The sequence below is a fragment of the Buchnera aphidicola (Artemisaphis artemisicola) genome (assembly GCF_005082365.1).
Taxonomy (GTDB): Bacteria; Pseudomonadota; Gammaproteobacteria; order Enterobacterales; family Enterobacteriaceae; genus Buchnera; species Buchnera aphidicola_AR.
This window is the reverse complement of the sequence record NZ_CP034900.1, coordinates 157,614-180,416: the sequence shown is the minus strand read 5'-3', so window position 1 is coordinate 180,416 and position 22,803 is coordinate 157,614. Positions and strand designations below refer to the sequence as shown.

19 protein-coding genes are annotated in these 22,803 nt (G+C 26.3%); 4 read left to right on the top strand and 15 right to left on the bottom strand.

All coding sequences use genetic code 11. The annotated features are described in order from the left end of the window. Nucleotides 1–23: 23 nt before the first annotated feature. Together ispE and D9V59_RS00835 are read left to right on the top strand one after the other, a co-directional pair. Nucleotides 24–902: a 4-(cytidine 5'-diphospho)-2-C-methyl-D-erythritol kinase gene (gene ispE / locus D9V59_RS00840; protein ID WP_158364188.1), complete on the top strand. Its 879-nt coding sequence runs from the start codon at nucleotides 24–26 to the stop codon at nucleotides 900–902. A 106-nt stretch (nucleotides 903–1,008) separates the two neighbouring features. Then, a complete protein-coding gene (locus tag D9V59_RS00835; RefSeq protein ID WP_158364186.1) occupies nucleotides 1,009–1,956 on the top strand; it encodes a ribose-phosphate pyrophosphokinase in 948 nt (315 codons plus the stop codon). 578 nt (nucleotides 1,957–2,534) lie between these two features. Here the strand turns inward: D9V59_RS00835 and folC are convergent. The 14 genes from folC to ndhC all read right to left on the bottom strand — a co-directional run bounded on the left by folC (nucleotide 2,535) and on the right by ndhC (nucleotide 18,847). Further along, entirely contained in the window at nucleotides 2,535–3,794 is a 1,260-nt protein-coding gene (folC, locus tag D9V59_RS00820; protein ID WP_158364180.1) for a bifunctional tetrahydrofolate synthase/dihydrofolate synthase, read from the bottom strand. A gap of 66 nt (nucleotides 3,795–3,860) precedes the next feature. Then, nucleotides 3,861–5,333, bottom strand: a complete 1,473-nt coding sequence (locus D9V59_RS00815) for an NADH-quinone oxidoreductase subunit N (RefSeq protein ID WP_158364177.1) — start codon at nucleotides 5,331–5,333, stop codon at nucleotides 3,861–3,863. A gap of 6 nt (nucleotides 5,334–5,339) precedes the next feature. Next, nucleotides 5,340–6,857 carry an NADH-quinone oxidoreductase subunit M gene (locus tag D9V59_RS00810; protein ID WP_158364175.1) on the bottom strand — a complete coding sequence of 506 codons (1,518 nt, stop codon included), beginning with the start codon at nucleotides 6,855–6,857 and terminating at the stop codon, nucleotides 5,340–5,342. A 94-nt stretch (nucleotides 6,858–6,951) separates the two neighbouring features. Then, a complete protein-coding gene (gene nuoL, locus D9V59_RS00805; protein WP_158364172.1) occupies nucleotides 6,952–8,796 on the bottom strand; it encodes an NADH-quinone oxidoreductase subunit L in 1,845 nt (614 codons plus the stop codon). After that, nucleotides 8,793–9,095 (bottom strand): NADH-quinone oxidoreductase subunit NuoK, encoded by a 303-nt coding sequence (nuoK, locus tag D9V59_RS00800; protein ID WP_158364170.1) that lies wholly within the window; start codon nucleotides 9,093–9,095, stop codon nucleotides 8,793–8,795. The genes nuoL and nuoK overlap by 4 nt, the downstream gene beginning before the upstream one ends. Before the next feature lie 34 nt (nucleotides 9,096–9,129). Further along, the gene (nuoJ, locus tag D9V59_RS00795; protein WP_158364168.1) at nucleotides 9,130–9,636 is read right to left on the bottom strand and encodes an NADH-quinone oxidoreductase subunit J; all 507 of its coding nucleotides are present in this window, start codon (nucleotides 9,634–9,636) and stop codon (nucleotides 9,130–9,132) included. 9 nt (nucleotides 9,637–9,645) lie between these two features. Then, on the bottom strand, nucleotides 9,646–10,188 hold the full coding sequence (nuoI, locus tag D9V59_RS00790; RefSeq protein ID WP_158364166.1) for an NADH-quinone oxidoreductase subunit NuoI: 543 nt from the start codon (nucleotides 10,186–10,188) through the stop codon (nucleotides 9,646–9,648). A 23-nt stretch (nucleotides 10,189–10,211) separates the two neighbouring features. Continuing rightward, the gene (nuoH, locus tag D9V59_RS00785) at nucleotides 10,212–11,180 is read right to left on the bottom strand and encodes an NADH-quinone oxidoreductase subunit NuoH (RefSeq protein ID WP_158364164.1); all 969 of its coding nucleotides are present in this window, start codon (nucleotides 11,178–11,180) and stop codon (nucleotides 10,212–10,214) included. After that, nucleotides 11,177–13,912 (bottom strand): NADH-quinone oxidoreductase subunit NuoG, encoded by a 2,736-nt coding sequence (gene nuoG / locus D9V59_RS00780; RefSeq protein WP_158364162.1) that lies wholly within the window; start codon nucleotides 13,910–13,912, stop codon nucleotides 11,177–11,179. Before nuoG ends, nuoH begins: the two co-directional genes overlap by 4 nt. Nucleotides 13,913–13,996: 84 nt before the next feature. Then, on the bottom strand, nucleotides 13,997–15,328 hold the full coding sequence (gene nuoF, locus D9V59_RS00775; protein WP_158364160.1) for an NADH-quinone oxidoreductase subunit NuoF: 1,332 nt from the start codon (nucleotides 15,326–15,328) through the stop codon (nucleotides 13,997–13,999). Continuing rightward, complete coding sequence (gene nuoE, locus D9V59_RS00770) at nucleotides 15,325–15,804, bottom strand: NADH-quinone oxidoreductase subunit NuoE (protein WP_158364974.1); 480 nt, start codon at nucleotides 15,802–15,804, stop codon at nucleotides 15,325–15,327. Before nuoE ends, nuoF begins: the two co-directional genes overlap by 4 nt. A 31-nt stretch (nucleotides 15,805–15,835) precedes the next feature. Further along, the gene (nuoC, locus tag D9V59_RS00765) at nucleotides 15,836–17,641 is read right to left on the bottom strand and encodes an NADH-quinone oxidoreductase subunit C/D (protein ID WP_158364152.1); all 1,806 of its coding nucleotides are present in this window, start codon (nucleotides 17,639–17,641) and stop codon (nucleotides 15,836–15,838) included. 89 nt (nucleotides 17,642–17,730) lie between these two features. Further along, nucleotides 17,731–18,405 carry a NuoB/complex I 20 kDa subunit family protein gene (locus D9V59_RS00760; protein ID WP_158364150.1) on the bottom strand — a complete coding sequence of 225 codons (675 nt, stop codon included), beginning with the start codon at nucleotides 18,403–18,405 and terminating at the stop codon, nucleotides 17,731–17,733. A 64-nt stretch (nucleotides 18,406–18,469) separates the two neighbouring features. Continuing rightward, nucleotides 18,470–18,847, bottom strand: a complete 378-nt coding sequence (ndhC, locus tag D9V59_RS00755) for an NADH-quinone oxidoreductase subunit A (protein WP_158364148.1) — start codon at nucleotides 18,845–18,847, stop codon at nucleotides 18,470–18,472. Nucleotides 18,848–19,160: 313 nt separating this feature from the next. Here ndhC and dnaK point away from each other — a divergent pair, with 313 nt between their 5' ends. Beyond that, the gene (gene dnaK / locus D9V59_RS00750) at nucleotides 19,161–21,074 is read left to right on the top strand and encodes a molecular chaperone DnaK (protein WP_158364146.1); all 1,914 of its coding nucleotides are present in this window, start codon (nucleotides 19,161–19,163) and stop codon (nucleotides 21,072–21,074) included. Between the two features lie 111 nt (nucleotides 21,075–21,185). Beyond that, nucleotides 21,186–22,322, top strand: a complete 1,137-nt coding sequence (gene dnaJ / locus D9V59_RS00745) for a molecular chaperone DnaJ (protein ID WP_158364144.1) — start codon at nucleotides 21,186–21,188, stop codon at nucleotides 22,320–22,322. Between the two features lie 58 nt (nucleotides 22,323–22,380). Here the strand turns inward: dnaJ and rpsT are convergent, their stop codons facing one another. Next, nucleotides 22,381–22,650, bottom strand: coding sequence for a 30S ribosomal protein S20 (gene rpsT, locus D9V59_RS00740; RefSeq protein WP_158364142.1), 270 nt, complete (start codon nucleotides 22,648–22,650; stop codon nucleotides 22,381–22,383). Nucleotides 22,651–22,803: the final 153 nt, after the last annotated feature.

Genomic DNA, 22,803 nt, shown 5'->3' with positions numbered 1-22,803 from the left:
AATATATTTAAATTAATCAAAAAATGATTTATACATGGCTATCTCCTGTAAAAATTAATTTATTTCTTTACGTCACTGGTATTCGTGAAAATAAATATCATAATATACAAACTTTATTTCAATTTCTTAATTATGGTGATACATTAAAAATCATTCCTAATAAAACTGGAAAAATTCAATTATTTAGTAAAAAAAAACTTTTAGAAAATAAAGAAAATAGCATTGTTTGTTCTGCTAAATTATTAAAAGCAAAAGCATTATCCTATGGCAGAATAGATGCAAATCATTATGGAGCAAAAATATTTTTATATAAAAGAATTCCAATGGGTAGTGGATTAGGAGGTGGTTCTTCAAATGCTGCAACCACTTTAATAGTTTTAAATAAATTATGGAATACACAATTTACGTTGCAAGAATTAGCTTCATTTAGTCTTAAAATAGGAACAGATACCCCAGGTTTTATTATAGGAAAAACTTCTATTGTTGAAGGAATAGGAAATATATTGCATCCTATAAAAAGACAAGAAAAATGGTATTTAGTCGTATATCCCAACATACATATATCTACAAAACAAATGTTTTCGAGTCCATTTTTAATGAGCAATACTTCTAAAAAATCTCTTAAGAGTTTATTAAAATTACCTTTTAGTAATGATTTTGAATATATCGCAAAAAAAAAATTTATTAAAATAAAAAAATTAATTTCAATGCTTTCTTCATATGCACCTTCACGAATGACTGGTACTGGTTCTTGTGTTTTCTCCGAATTTAACAATAAAAAATCCGCTCAAAAAATTTTTTCTTTATTACCTAAAAATATGCAAGGATTTATAGCGAAAAGTGTTAATATTTCACCATTACATAAAATGCTTAATAAAAAAAAATATCTTTTTTATAAATAAAAAAAAATATTTTTATATCTATATTTTAAATAATTGATTATCTAAATAATAAAATTAAATATAGAAAATAATATTAATTTAAATTACAAATAAAAGGTTTTTATATATGCCCGATATGAAAATTTTTGCTGGAAATTCTATTCCAAGACTAGCAAAATTCATTGCAAACCGATTATATATTAATTTAGGAAATGCATCTGTAGGTAGATTTAGTGATGGTGAAATTAGTGTTCAAATCAATGAAAACGTAAGAGGTGGCGATATTTTTATAATTCAATCTACTTGTTATCCAACTAATGATAATATAATGGAATTAGTTGTAATGGTAGACGCTTTAAGACGAGCTTCTGCAGGTAGAATTACTGCAGTAATACCATATTTTGGATATGCCCGTCAGGATCGTCGAGTTAGATCAGCACGTGTTCCTATAACAGCAAAAGTTGTGGCAGATTTTTTATCTAGTATTGGAGTAGATCGTGTATTAACAGTAGATCTTCATGCAGAACAAATTCAAGGTTTTTTTGATGTACCTGTTGATAATGTTTTTGGAAGCTTAATTCTTTTAGAAGATATGCTGCAAAGAGAATTAAAAAATCCTATTGTAGTTTCCCCTGATATCGGAGGTGTAGTAAGGGCAAGAGCGATTGCTAAGCTTCTTTATGATACTGATATGGCGATTATTGATAAAAGAAGACCACGTGCTAATGTATCTCAAATTATGCATATTATTGGTGATGTAGCAAATCGAGATTGTATATTAGTAGATGATATGATAGATACAGGAGGAACTCTTTGTAAGGCAGCAGAAGCTCTTAAAGAACGAGGAGCTAAAAGAGTTTTTGCATATGCAACACATCCTATTTTTTCTGGAGATGCTGCAATAAACTTGAAAAATTCTGCTATTGATGAAGTAGTAGTATGCGACACAATTCCATTATCAGAAAAAATAAAGATCTTACCTAATGTACGTACATTAACATTAGCAGGAATGCTTTCAGAAGCAATAAGAAGAATAAGTAACGAAGAATCTATTTCAGCTATGTTTGAACATTAAAAATATTAAAGATATTAATATCATCTCGCAATCTATAATTCTAAGCACACTATAATTTCATAAAATACTAATAATGTGCTTAGTTTATAAACTATGAAAAAAAAATAAAACATATTTCATTATTTCAAAATAAATGGAAATTAATATTGAATTACTTATATATAAATCATAATTACTCTTATTCAAAAAACTAAAACAGAAAAAAAATAATAAAATTAATATTCCACTTCTAAAAATTCCAAATAAACCTCCTAATATAATATTATAATAAGAAATTTTGCTGCTTTTTATAAATATTTTTATAAAAAAAATTAACATCTTTTTGATAATAAAAAAAAAATTATCATTATTAAGATAAGAATTTTATTTTTTAAAAAAAATGGCATTGAATTATAATAAAAAGAACTAAAATAATAATATTTATTAAAAAAACAAAAATTAAAAAACCAAAAATAAATAGAAATCAATTCTTGATAAAAACCACGTAAAAAACCTAAAGAAATCGAAGCAATAATAATAAATATTATAATATAATCTATTAAAATCATAAATCTACCAAAATTATATTTTTTATCAGTTTATAATATTTTATTCATTGTTAATGAAAAAAATTCTGAAACAATAAAAAACGAACCAAAAATTAAAATAGCATCTTCTTTTTTTGCTAATATTAATGCTTTTTTATAACCTTCTTGAAGATTATTTACAATAGATATATTAGAAATTTTAGAACAAATGCTTTTTAATTGTTTTTTAGTAACAGTTCGAGATGTTTGTAAAGGTGTGATGTACCAATAATTAATTTTATTTTTTAAATAATTAATTATTCCTAAAATATCTTTATCTCTTAATACGCCTAATATTGCATATATCTTTCCCCGTATATGTATATTATTTATATTATTTATTTGTTTAGATAAAAATAAAGCAGCACTGGGATTATGAGCTACATCAATAATAATATAAGGATTAGTAGAAATTATCTGAAATCTTCCTAATACTTTGACAGAGACAATATATTTTCTTATAATTTCTTCATTAATTTTTAAACCTGAATAATATAGAGCAGCTAAAGCAGTAGCTGTATTAGATAATGGTATGTAAGTTTTAGGTAAATTATATAATTGAATATTTGAATGAATAAAATTCCAAGAACTTTTTTTTTCTTTCCAAAACCAGTCTATATTGATTATTTTTAATATTGTTTTTTTTTTCTGAGCTATTTTAATAATAGAATTTGGAATATCTATATCTCCAATTACAGCAATCCTATTTTTTCTAAAAATACCAGATTTTTCACGAGCGATACTTTCACGATCTTTTCCTAATATACAAGTATGCTCTAAACTTATATTAGTAATTATAGATAAATTAGCATCTATAACATTAGTAGCATCCAATCGTCCCCCTAAACCTACTTCTAATATTATAACATCTAAAGAATGCTTTTTAAATAACATTAATGCTGACAGTGTAATGAATTCAAAATAAGTTAGTAAAGTAGAATTTCTGGCTTGTTCTATATTTTTAAAAGCATCAATATGATCATTTTCATCAAGAACACAACCATTAATTCTAACTCGTTCTACATAATTAATAAGATGAGGAGATGTATATAAACCTACTGTATAACCTGAATTCAATAACAATGTTTCTAACATTGCACAAGTTGTACCTTTACCGTTAGTTCCTCCAACAGTAAAAATAAAAGATTTTAAACATAATAAATCTAAAATTTTTGCAATAGATTTTAATTCAAAAAGATTAAATATTGTTTTTTTATCTAAATTTTCTAAATATTTCAACCACATGGATAAAGAAAAATTTTTATTAGTCATATATAAATTGTATAATTATTATCTTATATTACAATTATATTTAATAATTTTAATATAAATATAGTTTTAATATGAATTTAATTGAAACAATTGAACTAATTTCATTAAAGGATCAGGATATAAACCTAAGATAAATAATAATATTCCTAAAATAAATATAACTATTTTAGTAGGTGTATAAATCAAGTTACTTGAAATATTTAAAGTTCTTTCAGGATATTTTACAGGACTTAAGTATAAATTTAAAAGAATTCTTAAATAACAATAAAGACCTAATATAGTTCCAATTGCAAAAGAAATACCTATCATCCATAAACGTTCTTTTATAATAATTGACAAGATATAAAATTTTCCAATAAAACCTAAAGTCATAGGTATTCCTGATAAAGAAAGAAGAGCAAGAGTGAGTATACTAGATAATATAGGTTGTGACCAAAACAATCCCTTATATGAAGTAATTGAATTATTATAATGCTGTCTGTTTGTATTTTCGATTAAATTAATAATACCAAAACATACTATGTTGCTAAGTAAATAGTTAAATAGATAAATTGTGGTCGTTTCTAAAGAAAATTGATAATTTTTATTCGACACAAGAACCACTATAAGTAGATAACCAAATTGAGATATAGAGGAATAGCCAAATAATCTTTTAATATTATTTTGAAAAAGAGCCATTGTATTACCAATTAATATAGAAGAAATAGTAATAATTGATATTGCAAAAAATAATATTTTATTATCTAAATCAGATATATGTGATAATAAATGCAATAAAATACTAAAAATAGCAATTTTACCAGAAGTAGATAAAAAAGATAATACTGGAATAGGAGTTCCTTGATAAACATCAGGAGTCCATAAATGAAAAGGAACAAGTGACAATTTAAAACATAAAGAAAATAAAATCATAAAAATTCCAAATAGCACTACTAATATTTCTTTTTCAGATGCTATTTTAAAAATTTGATGTATAGATATAATTTCAAGATTACCAGAAATAGCATAAATCCATGCAATACCAAGCAATAAAAAACTTGATGAAATAGCAGATAATATAATATATTTAAATGATGCTTCTAAAGAATATTTTTCATAATCAGAATAAGCAATTAAACCAACAATAGGTAAAGATATCAATTCTATATTAATAAAATATGATGCCATATGATTTGAAATAATTAATGATATTGCACCTAATGTTGAAATTAAAATTAATAAGTAAAACTCTTCTTTATTAAATTGATATTTTACTAGCCACGGATATGCAAAAATGCATGTACTAATACTAGAAATTATAATCATTCCGATATATAAAATAGAATAACTATCAATATGAAATAAAGTAGTTACATCTATAGGAATAACATCAAATAATAAATATAGTGAAAAAAATGAACATATAAGACCTACTATACTTAATATAGCAATAAAAAAATGATTTCGATTATAAGAAATAGATAATATGACTGTTACTGCAGTGAATATTACAATCAACAAAGGCAGTAATACTGTTAATTGTTGAAAATTTATTGTCATTATTAATTACAACCTTATCTTTAAAATAGAATGGTTAAATTTCTGTTGAATATTATGTATAGAATTATATGAAATATTTATAACTTTTTGTGGATTAAAGCCTAAAAAGATTAATATAAAAATTAATGCTATTATTGTCCATAATTCTATTTTTTTTATATAAAAAATTGTAAAATTTTTATGATATGAACCATAAAAAACTTTTTGAATCATATACAAAGAATAAATAGAAGAAAAAATCATACCAGTACATGCTAATATGCATATAAAAGGAAACGCATTAAAAATACCATATAAAATTAAAAATTCACCAATAAAATTTCCTGTTCCAGGAATTCCTAGATTTGCAAAAGAAAAAAATAAAGAAAAAGCTGGAACAAAATAAATACAAGACCATAAACCTTCTATTTTATTCATATCTTGAGTTTTAAAATATTTATAAATATAACCAGATAATATACATAAAGCAGCAGTAGATAAACTATTAGATAGCATCTGTATTACTATACCTTGAAGAGCTATTTCATTATTACTATAAATTCCAACTAAAATTAAACCCATATGAGCAAGAGAAGAATAAGCAATTAATCGTTTAATATTAGTTTGTGAAAAAGCAAGAAAAGATCCATATAGTATACTAGTAATCCCTAAAAAAATAGCAATTGGAGCAAAATCTTTTGTTGCTAAAGGGAAAAATGCTAAATTATATCTTAAAAGAGCATAAGGAGCTGTTTTTAGTAATACACCAATAATTTCTACTACACCACAAGATATAGATTGAGCATGAATTTCTGGCAACCATCCATGAAATGGAAAAATTGGCATTTTTATAGCAAAGGATAAAAAAAAACCGATCATGACAAGATATTCTATATATTGATTAATAGGTGCAGACATTAATAAATCATAGTTAAATGTTAAAATATTAGTATTTTGATAACAACTGAACACTAACAATAAAATAGATGATAAAAGTATTACACCAGAAATTTGTCCATATATAATAAATTTATTAGCCGCAAAAAATATTTTATTTTGATCATTTTGATCACTCCATAATGTAATCAAAAAATACATTGGAATTATCATAATTTCCCAAAAACAAAAAAATAAAAATAGATCAATAGAAATAAAAACGCCTATCACACTACTTAAAACAAGCATAAAATTTAAATAAAAAAATCCTTCATTTTTTTTAACTGCATGCCATGAACATAAAACTCCTATTATAGATAGTAAAGAAGAAAAAATAAGCATAATTATAGAAAAACCATCAACTGCAATATTAAATTCAATTCCAAATCTTGGTATCCAAGGTATAATTAATTGATAATTCCAATAAGGATAATTTACCTCCTGAAGAGAATGATAACTTGTTTGTAAAAATATTATAATCGTAATTAATAATATAGATACAATTCCTATTAATGAAATCCAACGAGGAATGTTTTTATTGAATTTATAAGAAAAAAAAGAAAAAAAACCACTACAAATTGGAATGATAATCAATAAAGAAAGTAACATTACACATATATTCCTATTGTTTATTATGACTATTGTATCAATTAAATTATTTATTTACATGTTAAAATTATAAGTTGATTAATATGAAATGTTTTTAAATTACATTAAAAAATAAAATCAATATAAAAATAGAAGTAATACCTAATATCATAGAAGCAATATACCATCTTACATAGCCATTGCTCGTTCTTAATAAAAAAAGGTTAAGTATCCGAGTTATTTTTGATAAATAATTAATTATTTTATTAATCGGATCATGAGATACTATTTTACATATATATAAATAAAAATTTACAAAAAATATATTATAAAATGAATCAAAACCAAATCCTTTAAAAATAAAATAATATATATTTTGCATAAATTTATATTTAAATATTTGATTAATACAATACAGTTTTTTAATCCAAAAATAATAAGACAAATATATTCCAGAGATAGATAATATACTACATACTATTTCAAATATAAATTTATCATGATTTAATAGATTAGAAACAGGAAATACATTCAATAATGGTGGTGATATATATGAACCTAGTACGGTAGAAAAAATTAAAAGAATTAACAATGGAACATTATGTGCATACGTATTAGAAGAAGCTACTCTATAAGTATTATTTCCATGGAAAATAACAAAAATCATTCTAAATGTATATAAAGCTGTTAAAAAAGAACAAAATAAAGCAACAAAAAATAAATTATTATAACCATTTTCTAAAACACTAAACAAAATGCTGCCTTTGCTATAAAAACCAGACGTTATTAAAGGAAAAGAAACTAAAGATCCTCCTCCTACTATGAAATTAATATATAAAAAAGGCAATTCTTTTCGCAAACCACCCATTTTAAATATATTTTTTTCATTCTTACACGACGTAATTAAAGAACCCGCAGATAAAAATAATAATGCTTTAAAAATAGCATGTGCAATTAAGTGTATAATTGCAGCACTCCATGCTTTTACACCTAAAGCTAAAAACATATACCCTATTTGGCTCATAGTAGAATATGCTAAAATCCGTTTTATATCATATTGAAATAAAGCAGTAATACTAGAAATTAATATTGTTAAAGTTCCAATAAAACCTATTAGATATAATATATCTGGAGTTAATAGAAATAAAAAATACGTTCTTGCTATTAAGTAAACACCAGCTGTCACCATAGTTGCTGCATGTATTAAAGCTGATACAGGAGTAGGACCAACCATAGCATCAGATAACCATGTATGTAGTGGTAATTGAGCTGATTTACCAATAACTCCTATGAACAAAAAAAGCGTAATAATATTAGTTTGATGAAGATTTTCTATATTAAAAAAACTCGATAAAAATTTAATTTCTTGAAAATTCAGAGTGCCATATTTTTGATATATTAAAAATATTCCAATTATTAAAAATACATCAGAAATTCTAGTTAAAATAAAAGCTTTTAAAGCTGAAAAATTATTCTTATGTTCAGTATAATAAAAACCAATAAGCAAATAAGAACATACACTTACTCCTTCCCATCCTAAATACATAAATAAAAAATTATCAGCTAATACTAATATTGACATACTTGCTATAAATAAATTAGTATACGCAAAAAAACGTGAATAACCTTCTTTATCCTTCATATACCAAGAAGAAAAAATATGTATTAGCAACCCTACTCCAGTTATTACAAATAACATACTTAAAGATAATCCATCTAAAAATAAAGCAAAATCAATTTTCAATTCATTAATAGATAACCAATTCCATAATTTTTCAATAAAAATTTTATTGGTATCTTTGATAATAATTAAACCATAATAACAAGTTATAAAAAACGATAAAAATATTGAAAAAATACCTATCTTTGCAGTGCTTTTATTTGAAATGAAACCTTGTTTAAAAGATAAAAATAAAAAACTTATTAAAGGAGATAAAATTATAAAAAAAATAATATTCATCCATCCATCTCACTTAACATATCAATGTTTAATGTTTTATGACGTCTGTAAAGTTGAAGTAATAATGCTAAAGCTATACTAGCTTCTGCTGCAGCTAGAGTAATGCTAAATATATACATTATTTGACCATCTGCTTGATGCCAATAACTGCCAACTACTATTAATGCTAAACTAGCAGCGTTAATCATAATTTCTAAACTAATTAGTATAAATAATATATTGCGTCGAAGGATTAATGATATTAAACCCAGAATAAATAATATTAATGATAAAAATAATCCATAGAATACAGAAATCATAATTTATGATCCTTAATAAAATGGTATATAGTTATTAATTTTTCTTAATAACACGTTTTTCTGTTCCAATATGAAAAACAACAACTAAAGCAGATAATAAAAGAATCGAACATAATTCTACTAAAAACATATAAGGACCAAACAAATTTATTCCTATAATTTTAGAATCAATTAACAATCCTTCTATTTTTTTTTCTTTTAGACAAAATATTGCATAAGTCATTGAAGATAATAATATTAACGATAAAATAATTGATCCAATCCAAATAGTATTTTTTAAATGTTTTGTTTCTTGTATATTACATTTTTCATTAATGTTAAGCATCATAATAACAAAAACAAACAAGACTATAATGGCTCCAGCGTAAACAATTACTTCTAAAGAACCAGCAAAAAAAGCACCAAGAGAAAAAAAAATGCCTGATATTGATAAAAGAGAAAGTATTAAATATAATAAAGCATATATTGCATTTTTTTGAAAAATTATAAAAACTGTAGAAACAACTGCTATAAACGAACATATATAAAAAACAAATTCCATAAAACCTCCTTACGGCAATAAATTTTTTACATCAACAGGTTTACTCTCTATATCCAAATCGCCTGTTTTTTTTCCTCCTATAGTTACACCAGAAAAATTATAAAAATTATAATCGGGATATTTACCTGGACCAGAAACTAATAAATCTTTTTTTTCATATACTAAATCTGTTCTTTTAAAATCAGATAATTCAAAGTCAGAAATTAACTGAATTGCAGCAGTAGGACAAGCTTCTTCACATAAACCACAAAATATACAACGAGAAAAATTAATCCTAAAAAATTCTGGATACCAACGACCATCAATTTTTTCAGATTTTTGCAAAGAAATGCAATCAACAGGACAAACAGCAGCGCATAAATTACAAGCAACGCAACGTTCTCTTCCATCTATATTACGAGTTAGTATAATACGACCTCGATAACGAGGGGAAAGTTTTACTTTTTCTTCTGGATATGATCTAGTTTCAACTCTTGAAAAAATATTTGAACCAATCATAAACATGCTTCTAATTTGTGTAAACAAACCAATGATAATATTTTTAAACATCATAAATAAAAATCTCTTTCAAAAAATTATAGCAATATAAAAAAAGCCGTTAAAAACAAATTGAACAATGTTGTTGGTAAACAAATTTTCCATCCAAATGATAACATTTGATCATATCTAGGTCTCGGTAAAGAAGCTCGAATTAAAATAAATAAAAAAATAAAAAACATTGTTTTTAAAATAAACCAAATGCAACCAGGAATGCAAGGACCGAACCAACCACCAAAAAACATTGTTACAATTAACGATGAAATTGTAATAATAGAAATATATTCTCCAATAAAAAATAAACCGAATTTCATTCCTGAATATTCAATATGATAGCCATCAGCTAATTCTTGTTCAGATTCAGGCTGATCAAAAGGATGTCTATGACATACAGCTAAACCTGCTATAAAAAAAGTCAAAAATCCCAAAAACTGTGGAAAAATATTCCAGATTTCTTTTTGATTATTCACAATTTCTGATATATTAAAAGATCCTGATCGAGCTACAACTCCCATAAGAGACAATCCTAAAAAAACTTCATAACTTAAAGTTTGCACACAAGCACGCATTGCTCCTAATAATGCATACTTATTATTACTAGACCAACCAGCAAATAAAACAGCATATACAGATAAACTAGCCATCATTAAAAAGAATAATATTCCTATATTTAAATCAATAATTACAAAAGAAGAAGTAAATGGAATAATAGGAATTACAAATAGTAAAGAAAGAAAAGCAATTATTGGTGATAAGACAAAAATAAATTTTCTACTAAATGGAGGAATCCAATCTTCTTTAAATAAAATTTTAATCATATCAGCACATAACTGTAAACTTCCCATCCAACCAACTCGATTAGGTCCGTATCTATTTTGAAAAAAAGCTAATAATCTTCTTTCAACAATACTCAGCATAGCACTAGAAAATATGACAAAAAATAAAACACAAATAACTTTTAAAAGAGAAAAAAATATTTGAACAATCTTTAGATCTGAAAAAATCATTTAATAAATTCCCGTAAATATTTAATTTTTTTGCCAACAAGATTAGTTGGAAAACCTTTTCTTCCTATAGGCAAGGCTATTTGTTTTTGATTTAAATATCTAGAAAATCGCACCCCTAATTGATAGTCTTGATTTAAACAATTAAATTCTACTATAGAATCTTTTTTTAAACCTAATTTAATTGCATCGGATAAACTGATTAAAGCATATTCTAAAGGTATATTTTCTTGTATAATTGATGAATATTGAGTTAATTCTTCATTTCCAAAAAGATGATAATATGGAATAATATACCAGTTTGCTTCTATCGTATAATTTTTAAATATACACTCAAAATAAAAATCTTCTATATTTTTATTGTTTTTAAAAATATGTATACCAGAATCTCCTGAAATTAATTCCCTACCTATTTCTTTTTGAAATTTATTCCATGATTGTGGAGAGTTCCATCCAGGAAACCAAGCAAAAGGAACATGAGATAAATTTTTATTAGGTTGATTATATCCTTCCATAGAAAATGCAAACATACTATCAATATCTTTGGGTTGATTAGGTTCATGAATATCAATATCAGCACGTAAACATGTTCTACCACTAGATCTAATAGGAGATCGAGCAATTTTTTGACCATGAATACGAAAATTAGAATTTACTTCTTGTTTTTTAATTGGTTCTAAAAAAGAATATTTTTTAGTATATGCACTTATCACATCATCTAAATTCAACCAAGAAATTTTTTTATTATGAATTTTATATTTAATAAAATGAAACCATTTCCAACTTGCAATTAAACAGTTATTATTGTGATAAAAATTAGGATCATAAACTTGAAAAAAACGTTGCGCTCTACCTTCAAAATTTATTATTGTTCCAGAACTTTCAAAAAAATTAGTTGAAGGTAAAGTTAATCCAGAATTTTTATAAGTTTTTGTATATTGATGATCTATAGTAATAACTTTATCTTTATTCTTGAAAATAAAATTACAATCATATTGAGATGCAAAACGATATAAGTCATATTCCATAAAAATTATGGCATCTGCTTTTTCTTTTTTAAATTGTTCTAATGCACATTCTATAGACATACCACCAAGTAATCCTACACCCAAAGAATTACAAGAAGCTGTTAAAAAAGCCATTCCAACATGGTGATTAGAAACTTTTATTTTAATAGATTTAGCAATATTTATAGATGCTTTTATAATTGAACTACTAAAAGAATGAGAACCTGAAATAATTAAAGATTTTTTAGATTGAACTAAACGATTAGCAATTAATAAAGCTTTTTGTTTTAATAAAGAATTTAGATTTGAAATTACCGGTAAACTTTTATCTATTTCATGAGCAATCGCAGATGCGAAATTTACTTGTTCATATACAGGTGCATAATAACACCATTCAGAAATATCATCTAATTTACTTTCATGTGTATGTATTATATAAAGAGAATTTTTAACGTTCTCAGCAAGATGAACAATAGAAGCAGAATTCCATGAAGGTATTCCATTTAAACTTGCAATATCTTTTGCTTTATTTTTAACTGCTTGACGTACTGCTAGAGCCATTCGAGGAGATGTTTTTGTTAAATCTTCACCTATAATTAAAATTACATCATAGCTTTCAATTTCTTTTAAAGATGGAATATATATATCGTTATTTTTTAAGACTTTTAAAATTAAACTAACACAAGCATGTTCTTTATTGGACATGCCATTAGAAAAATTTTCTATTCCTACTAATTCTTGTAATGAAAAATTATTTTCTATACTAGATCGAATAGAACCTACTCCAATTACACGTTTATATTTTTGAAAAAAATCAAACCCTAATTGCACAGCATCGTTAAAATCTAATATATTTAAATTATTATTATAATCACGATAAGAAGGTTTTTTAGGACGATTTTGTAAATTATTATGTAAATACCCAAAACGACCAAGATCACAAATTAGATAATTATTTATATTTTCATGATATCTGTTCTCTATTCTTCTTATTTCTCCATAACGCTCTCCAACGCTAATATTACAACCAATGCTACAATTTTGACATATGCTAGGAGCATATTGCATATCCCATTTACGACTATATTTTTTAGAATGTATTTTATCAGTAAATACACCAGTCGGACATAATTCTATTAAATTACCAGAATGTTCACTTTCTAATGCACCATCTTCTATGCGACCAAAATAAATGTTATTATTAGCACCATAAACACCTAAGTCAGTACCATCTGCATAATCGTTATAATATCTAACACACCTATAACAACTAATACAACGATTCATTTCATGTTTAATAAAAGAACCTAAATATTGATTTTTATGTGTTCTTTTTTTAAATCTATAATTACGTGTATTATGTTCGGTAATTACAGTCATGTCTTGCAAATGACAATGACCACCTTCTTCACATACAGGACAATCATGAGGATGATTAGTTAATAAAAGTTCTACAATAGTACGTCTAAAAATTTTTGATTCACTATCCTGTATTGATATGACAGCTCCTTCCGTAACAGGAGTCATACAAGACATAATTAATCGTCCTGAACAATTTTTTAAATCACTATATTGCATTACAGCGCATTGACGACATGCTCCTAAACTTCCTAATAAAGGATGCCAACAAAAATAAGGAATATTAATACCTACTGATAAACAAGCATGTAATAAATTATCTGATTGATTAACATTGTATATTTTATTATCTATATAAATTTTAGCCATACAAGAATGATCCCAAAACTTTTATTAAATAAAGTTTTTTTAATTATTTATCTACAATAAACATTTTTTATCAATATTTTATATCTAAGATAGATTAGATTGAATCCCAACGATTTGTTGATTTATATCTTTCGTTTTAATACTGATTCCATCTTCAAATTCACAACGAAAATACTTTAGGGCGCTTTGTAATGGTTCTATTGCTCCTGGTGCGTGAGCACAAAATGTTTTCCCTGGACCTAAATTAATACATAATCGTTCTAAAGTGTGTATATCATTTTTATGCCCTTTCCTTTGTTCCAAATTTTTTAATATTTTTACAATCCATGGCAATCCATCTCTACATGGAGTACATAAACCGCATGATTCTCGAGAAAAAAATTTTTCTATATTATACAATAGAGAAACCATATTAGTTTTATCATCAACAGCCATAGCAAGAGCAGTTCCTAAACGGCTTCCTACTTTACTAATATGAATAAAATCCATAGGTACATCTAAATGTGCTTCAGTAAGAAAATCTGTTCCAGCTCCACCAGGTTGCCAAGCTTTTAAAAATGATCCAGGAAGCATTCCATGAGCGTAATCTTCTAGAATTTCTCGAGCAGTAGTGCCAAAAGGTAATTCCCAGACACCAGGATTTTTTACTTTTCCTGAAAATCCCATTAATTTAGTACCACAATCAGAACTTTTAGATAAATTTTTATACCAATCAACACCGTGCAATATAATGCATGGAACATTAGACAACGTTTCAACATTATTTACACAAGTAGGTTTGCCCCACAAACCAAATACTGCTGGAAATGGTGGTTTAGACCTAGGATTAGCTCTACGACCTTCTAATGAATTAAGCAAAGCAGTTTCTTCACCACAAATATATCGACCAGCTCCAGTATGCAAGACTAATTCAAAATTGAAATGACTTCCTAAAATATTAGATCCTAGATAACCAAAATTAATAGCTTCTTCTATGGATTTCTTTAAAACATGTTCTGCTTGAACATATTCTCCTCTTAAAAAAATGTATCCACGAGAAACATTTAGTGCATACGCTGCTAATATCATTCCTTCAATTAATTGATGAGGAATTTTTTCAATTAATAATCGATCTTTATATGTACCAGGTTCCATTTCGTCAGCATTACAAACTAAATATCGACAATCTAAAGACATTTTATTTTTAAGCATTAAACTCCATTTCAATCCAGTAGGAAAACCAGCTCCTCCTCTTCCTTTTAAACCAGAATCTTTTATTATATTAACAATATTTTCTGGAATTATTTCTTTTATTGCTTTTCTTAATGCTTGATAACCATATTTTTCAGAATATTCTTTAATCCAAACAGTTTTTTGATCATCTCTTAATCGCCAAGTTAAGGGATGTGTTTCTTGAATCCGTAAAAATTTATTCATTTATATGATTCCAATAAACATGGTATAGATTCTGGAGTTAAAAACGAATATGTATCTTCATTAATCATAATTGTTGGACTTTTATCACAATTTCCTAAACAACAAACTGGTAACAAAGTAAATCTATTGTCTTTAGTAGTTTGTCCTTTTTTAATTTTTAAATGATCTTGTAAAGCAATTTGAATATTTATATAACCAGTTAAAAAACAAACTACACTATCACAATAACGAATAATATTACGACCTACAGGTTGTCTAAAAATTTGACTATAAAAAGTAGCAACACCTTCAACTTCAATCGAATTAATTTGAAGTATTTCAGCAATAGCATTAATCGCTTGATCAGAAACCCAGCCTCGTTTTTTTTGAACTATTTTTAATGCTTCAATAGAGACTGCCCGGAAATTTTCGTAATATTTTTTGTGTTTTTCTATTTCATTTATTTCTTCATTGGTTAACTGAAATTTAAGAGAAATTTCTTTTAATTTACTTTTTTTTTACACATAATTATCTGTCCACATCAGACATGACGAAATCTATACTACCTAAGTATACAATTAAGTCAGATATTAAACTTCCACGAATTACTGAAGGTATTTGTTGTAAATGTGGAAAACTAGGTGTACGTATTCTTGTACGATAGCTCGTTGTACTACCATCACTAATCAGGTAATAACTATTAATTCCTTTTGTTGCTTCAATCATTTGAAAACTTTCATTTTCTGAAATCACTGGACCCCAAGAAACCTGCAAAAAATGAGTAATCATAGTCTCTATATTCTGTAAAACACATTCTTTAGAAGGAGGTGTAGTTAATGGATGATCTGATTTAAAAGGACCTTCTGGCATATTATTTAAACATTGTTTTAAAATAATAAGACTTTGATAAATTTCTTCAACTTTAATCATAACTCTAGAATAACAATCACTTACTCCTGTTCCTATAGGGATTTCAAAACTATAATTATCATACCCAGAATAAGGTCTATATTTTCTTATATCAAAATTTAACCCGGTAGCACGTAAACCTGATCCTGTTACACCCCATTGTAATGCTTCTTTTTTATTATACTCTGCAATTCCTTTAGAACGATTAATTAAAATAGTATTTTGTAAAGCAGTTTTTATATAAAATTGCAATCTTTTAGGCATCCAGTCAAGAAATTCTTTTAATAAAAAATTCCATCCTCTTGGAAGATCATTAGCTACTCCCCCTATACGAAACCATGCAGGATGCATACGAGCACCTGTAATTGCTTCAACTAAATCATATATTTTTTGACGATCAGTAAAAGCAAAAAAAACAGGACTCATACATCCTACATCTTGAATAAAAGTAGAAATATATAATAAATGACTGTTTATTCGAAATAATTCTGACATCATCACTCTGATAACTTCTACTTTTTCTGGTACTGAAATATTAGCTAATTTTTCTACAGCTAAAATATAAGGCATTTCATTAACACAACCACCTAGATATTCAATTCGATCAGTATATGGAATATAACTATGCCATGACTGACGTTCTGCTATTTTTTCAGCTCCGCGATGATGATATCCAATATCTGGTACACAATCTACAATATTTTCACCATCGAGTTGTAAAACAATTCTAAAAGCACCGTGAGCTGAAGGATGGTTTGGTCCTAAATTCAAAAACATAAATTCGGTAAGATCATTTTTACGTTTCATTCCCCATAACTCAGGAATGAATTTTAAAGCATTCATTTCAAAGTCTTCTTTCGATTCATTGAAAAAAAAAGGTTTATATTCAGTAGCTCGTGAAGAATAATCTTTTCTTAACGGATGTCCTTCCCAATTACTAGGCATAAGAATTCGAGTTAAATTAGGATGTTTGTCAAACACAATACCAAACATATCCCAGATTTCACGTTCATACCAATTAGCATTAGGAAATAAACTAGTAAAAGTAGGTAAAATTAAATTATGCTCTAATAATGGAACTTTAAGCATAATATCAGAATTACGTTCAATAGATATTAAATGATAAAAAACTGAAAAATCCGCTTTAGGTAAATTTTCACGATGCAATCTAAGACGTTCATCTGTACCATGTAAATCATAAAGCATAATATAAGGTTTAGATAAATTACTTAAAAATTTTCCAACTTCTATTAATAAATTTTTATCAATCCATAGTATAGGAAAATTAGTTAAAGTAATTTGATGAAAGAAAGATTCTTTTCCAAAAACATTAAATAAATTTGTAATTACACAATCATTTAAGTGCGATTCAGAATTATTTTTCAATAAATGTTTATTTTTTTCTTGTTGAATTAAATGTATCATAAATTTTTTTTTATATTTAGTTTTAAAAAAATTATTTTTATCTAAAATAGATATCAGTAATTTAAAAGAAATTTGTATTTAAAATTTAATTAAATAGTTTCTGTTGTTGGAAGATTAATAATTTTAATTATTTTATCTCTTTTTTTAATTTTTTCTGATAACATTTTTTTTTGATAAACTCCTTGTTCTCCAACAACCCAAGATAAAGGTCGTCTTTCTTCATTAATTAATTTTTGTAATAACATTAAAGCCTGCATGTAAGCTTCAGGACGAGGCGGACAACCAGGAATATAAATATCAACTGGTAAAAATTTATCAACTCCTTGAACTACAGAATAAACGTCATACATTCCACCAGAATTAGCACACGCTCCCATAGAAATAACCCATTTTGGATCTAGCATTTGATCATATAATCTTTGAATAACAGGAGCCATTTTTATAAATGGTGTACCTGCAATAATCATAACATCTGCTTGTCTAGGAGAAGCACGTAAAACTTCTGATCCAAAACGTGCAACATCATGAACAGAAGTAAAAGAAGAAACCATTTCTACATAACAACAAGACAATCCAAAATTATATGGCCAAAGAGAATTCTTTCGTCCCCAATTAACTAATTTATGTAGTAATTGAGAAACTTTTCCCATAAAAAGATTTTTTTTTATATATTCTTCAATAGGATCTGCAACAGATTTAATTGTACGTTTCGGATATTTTTTATTGTTTTTTTGAGCATCCACTCTAGTTAAAGTATATTTCATATAGATATCTCATTATAATAAATTAAAATTTACTAAAATAGTTTTTAAAAGCTTTTTATAATATTTAAGATGCCCAATTTAACGCTTTAATACGAATTAAGTAAAATAATCCTAATAAAAGAGAAGTTCCAAAAAGAAAGGCTTCACTAAATCCAATCCATCCTAATTCATAAATACTAATAGACCAAACATATAAATAAAGTGCTTCAACATCAAAAATAACAAAAAACATAGCTATTAAGTAAAATTTAACAGAAAAATTAAGAGAAATATTATCAACTGGTACGATACCAGATTCAAAAGGAGTATCTTTATACCTAGAAAAAGATTTACCTCCCAAAACCCAACTTAAAAATAACATGAATAAACAAAATCCTAAAGAAAACATAACAAAAACAAAAAAAGATAAATATTCAGTGAACAATTTTGTATTGCTTAACATAAATTTTCCTACAAATAATAAAAATTATTATCTTATTATAATAATAGTAAATTATAAAAAATAAATATAACATTATACATTATAATATAATCATATTTTTTAAGTTCTAAAAATCAATCATAATGCATTAATACTTCATTAAATCTTTATTTTTTTTGTACTAAACCCTTGATGAGAGAAAAAGAGACCCCATTTAATAATCATTATCAAATAAAGTACAATTACAATCCTATGTAGCTAGTTAAACTCCAACAAAAGGCCTCATAAAGGTTGCAAACCCAATTTATGAAGATATAAAATAGGAGAATGTTCAATGGGTAAAATTATTGGTATTGACTTGGGAACAACCAACTCTTGTGTTGCTATTATGGATGGCAACAAACCTCGTGTTCTAGAAAATTCAGAAGGCGACCGTACTACTCCTTCAATAATTGCATATACTCAAGAAGGAGAAGTTTTAGTAGGACAACCAGCTAAACGTCAAGCTATTACTAATCCAAAAAACACGTTATTTGCAATAAAACGTTTAATTGGTAGAAAATTTCAAGATGATGAAGTGCAACGTGATATAAAAATAATGCCTTATCAAATTATAAATTCTGATAATGGTGATGCTTGGATTAATATAAAAAAACAAAAAATTGCACCTCCTCAGATTTCTGCAGAAGTATTAAAAAAAATGAAAAAAACTGCTGAAGACTATTTAGGAGAATCAATAAAAGAAGCTGTTATAACAGTTCCTGCATATTTTAATGATGCCCAACGTCAAGCTACAAAAGATGCAGGAAGAATTGCTGGATTAGAAGTAAAAAGAATTATTAATGAACCAACAGCTGCAGCACTTGCCTATGGTCTAGATAAAGGACAAGGAAATAGAACAATAGCTGTTTACGATTTAGGCGGTGGAACTTTTGATATTTCTATAATTGAAATTGATGATGTTGATAAAGAAAAAACATTTGAAGTACTAGCAACAAATGGAGATACACACCTTGGAGGAGAAGATTTTGATAGTAGATTAATTAACTATCTAGTCCAAGAATTTAAAAAAGAACAAGGAATTGATTTAAGAAATGATCCATTATCTATGCAAAGATTAAAAGAAGCAGCAGAAAAAGCAAAAATAGAACTATCATCTGCACAGCAAACAGACGTAAATTTACCATATATAACAGCTGATTCTAATGGTCCTAAACATTTAAATATTAAGGTTACTAGAGCTAAATTAGAATCTTTAGTAGAAGATTTAGTAACACGTTCCATTGAACCACTAAAAGTTGCATTAAAAGACGCTGGATTATCAATAAAAGATATTAACGATGTTATATTAGTAGGCGGTCAAACAAGAATGCCTATGGTTCAAACCAAAGTTGCAGAATTTTTTGGTAAAGAACCTAGAAAAGATGTAAATCCAGATGAAGCTGTAGCTGTCGGTGCTGCAGTACAAGGAGGCGTGCTATCTGGAGATGTTAAAGATGTTTTATTGCTTGATGTAACTCCTTTATCATTAGGAATTGAAACTATGGGTGGAATAATGACTCCGCTCATAACTAAAAATACTACTATTCCAACTAAACATAGTCAAGTATTTTCAACAGCAGAAGACAATCAATCGGCAGTAACTATACATGTATTACAAGGTGAACGTAAAAGATCATTAGATAATAAATCTTTAGGTCAGTTTAATTTAGATGGAATTGAGCCAGCTCCTAGAGGAACTGCTCAAATTGAAGTAACATTCGATATTGATTCTGATGGTATACTACATGTATCAGCAAAAGATAAGAAAACAGGAAAAGAACAAAAAATTACTATCAAAGCTTCTTCTGGACTCAATGAGGAAGAAATTAAAAAAATGGTTAGTGATGCAGAAGCAAATTCTGAAGCTGATAAAAAATTTGAAGAATTAATTCAAACTAGAAATCAAGGGGATCAATTAATTCATGGCATTAAAAAACAATTAAATGAAAATAAAAGTTTAATTGATGAACAAACTAAACAAGAAATTCAATCAGCTTTAGATAAATTAGAAGAAGCATTAAAAGGAGAAAATAAATCCGAAATTGAAAATAATATACAAATTCTTTTAAAAACATCATCTAAGCTAACAGAAATTATTCAAAAAAAATCAGAAAATAATACAAAAGATAATAATAAATCATCTGATAAAAAAGATGAAAATGTTGTAGACGCAGAATTTGAAGAAATTAAAGATCCTAAAAAATAATAAATTTTAGTCAAATTATGGAAAATAATTATAAAGGATTTTAAATCAGCACGGGCCTAGATAAATTTCTACGCCCGTGTAATTATTTTACAATCTGGAAGAAGAATAAAAATGGCTAAAAAAGATTACTATCATATTTTGGGAATTCCAAAATCAGCAGAAGAAAGAGAAATTAAAAAAGCATATAAAAAATTAGCAATGAAATATCACCCAGATAGAAATCAAGGAGATAAAACTGCAGAAGGAAAATTTAAAGAGATAAAAGAAGCTTATGAAATTTTAATTAATGAAGACAAAAGAAATGCATATGACCAATATGGTCATGCAGCTTTTGAAAATGGTCATTCTAGTAATAATACATATAGCACTTTTACAAGTTCTGCAGATTTTGGTGATATTTTTGGAGATGTTTTTGGTGATATTTTTGGTGGCAATAGAACACAACGAGCCAAAAAAGGCGCTGATTTATGTTACAATATAGAAATATTATTAGAAGAAGCAGTAAAAGGAGTAACAAAAGAAATTAGAGTTCCAACTCTTCAAAAATGTAAAAAATGCTATGGAAGTGGTACAAAGACAGGAACTAAACCTAGATCATGTTCTACATGTCATGGTAAAGGTCAAATACATATGAGAAAAGGATTTTTTACTGTACAACAATCTTGTCCTACATGCAATGGTAGAGGTACAGTAATAAAAGATCCATGTCAGTTATGTCGTGGACAAGGAAGAATTGAAACATATAAAACATTATCAATCAAAATTCCACCAGGTGTTGATACTAATGATCGTATTCGATTGAATAATGAAGGAGAACCTGGTTTAAATGGAGCTCAATCTGGTGATCTTTATGTTCAAATTACCGTTAAAAAACATCCTATTTTTGAACGTGAAGAAAATAATTTATATTGTGAAGTACCAATAAATTTTACCATGGCTGCATTAGGAGGAGAAATAGAAGTACCTACTCTAGATGGTAGAGTAAAATTAAAAATACCTTATGAAACGCAATCAGGAAAACTATTTCGTATTCGCGGTAGAGGAGTAAAATCAGTTCAAAACAGATATCAAGGAGATTTATTATGCCGAGTAGTAGTAGAAACACCGGTTAATCTTAATGAACAACAAAAAAATCTTCTTCATGAATTAGGAAATAGTTTCAATGGGTTTAAAGGTGAAAAAAATAGTCCTCGTTCAAAACGATTTTTTGATGGAGTAAAAAGATTCTTTGATGATTTGACAGGATAATACTATGTAAAGTATTGCTTCTGAATAAAATTTAGAGGCAATACTATTCAAAAAAAAACTAATTGCTAGATATTTTATTAATTTTTAAAGATAAATTAGATTTATAACGTGCAGCTTTATTTTTATGTATTAAACCTTTACTTACATGGCTATCAACAATTGGTTGCATTTTTTTAAATGCTTCTTGTGCTATTTTTTTATCACCAGATATAATAGCTATTCGTACCCTTTTTATAAACGTTCGAATCATTGAGCGACGACTAGAATTCTTTTTTCGACGTTTTTCAGATGCAATAGCATCTTTTTTAGAAGCTTTAATATTAGCCAATGTCTACCCCTGAATTTTTAAAAATTAAATATTTATTTAAAAAATAATACTAATAATATTATTAAAATATATTCTTATATATTACTATACTTAGTGAACAATACTACTATTTGAACAATCAATAATTTTCTTAAAAATTAATGCAAAAATATA

Bases quoted from the DNA above. Each gene is read 5' to 3' on its own strand.
- D9V59_RS00810 (WP_158364175.1), bottom strand. From the start codon at position 6,857: ATGTTACTTTCTTTATTGATTATCATTCCAATTTGTAGTGGTTTTTTT.
- nuoH (WP_158364164.1), bottom strand. From the start codon at position 11,180: ATGATTTTTTCAGATCTAAAGATTGTTCAAATATTTTTTTCTCTTTTA.
- D9V59_RS00760 (WP_158364150.1), bottom strand. From the start codon at position 18,405: ATGAAATATACTTTAACTAGAGTGGATGCTCAAAAAAACAATAAAAAA.
- D9V59_RS00815 (WP_158364177.1), bottom strand. From the start codon at position 5,333: ATGACAATAAATTTTCAACAATTAACAGTATTACTGCCTTTGTTGATT.
- dnaK (WP_158364146.1), top strand. From the start codon at position 19,161: ATGGGTAAAATTATTGGTATTGACTTGGGAACAACCAACTCTTGTGTT.
- ndhC (WP_158364148.1), bottom strand. From the start codon at position 18,847: ATGTTAAGCAATACAAAATTGTTCACTGAATATTTATCTTTTTTTGTT.
- nuoK (WP_158364170.1), bottom strand. From the start codon at position 9,095: ATGATTTCTGTATTCTATGGATTATTTTTATCATTAATATTATTTATT.
- dnaJ (WP_158364144.1), top strand. From the start codon at position 21,186: ATGGCTAAAAAAGATTACTATCATATTTTGGGAATTCCAAAATCAGCA.
- nuoJ (WP_158364168.1), bottom strand. From the start codon at position 9,636: ATGGAATTTGTTTTTTATATATGTTCGTTTATAGCAGTTGTTTCTACA.
- D9V59_RS00835 (WP_158364186.1), top strand. From the start codon at position 1,009: ATGCCCGATATGAAAATTTTTGCTGGAAATTCTATTCCAAGACTAGCA.
- ispE (WP_158364188.1), top strand. From the start codon at position 24: ATGATTTATACATGGCTATCTCCTGTAAAAATTAATTTATTTCTTTAC.
- nuoC (WP_158364152.1), bottom strand. From the start codon at position 17,641: ATGATACATTTAATTCAACAAGAAAAAAATAAACATTTATTGAAAAAT.
- folC (WP_158364180.1), bottom strand. From the start codon at position 3,794: ATGACTAATAAAAATTTTTCTTTATCCATGTGGTTGAAATATTTAGAA.
- nuoG (WP_158364162.1), bottom strand. From the start codon at position 13,912: ATGGCTAAAATTTATATAGATAATAAAATATACAATGTTAATCAATCA.
- nuoF (WP_158364160.1), bottom strand. From the start codon at position 15,328: ATGAATAAATTTTTACGGATTCAAGAAACACATCCCTTAACTTGGCGA.
- nuoL (WP_158364172.1), bottom strand. From the start codon at position 8,796: ATGAATATTATTTTTTTTATAATTTTATCTCCTTTAATAAGTTTTTTA.
- nuoI (WP_158364166.1), bottom strand. From the start codon at position 10,188: ATGATGTTTAAAAATATTATCATTGGTTTGTTTACACAAATTAGAAGC.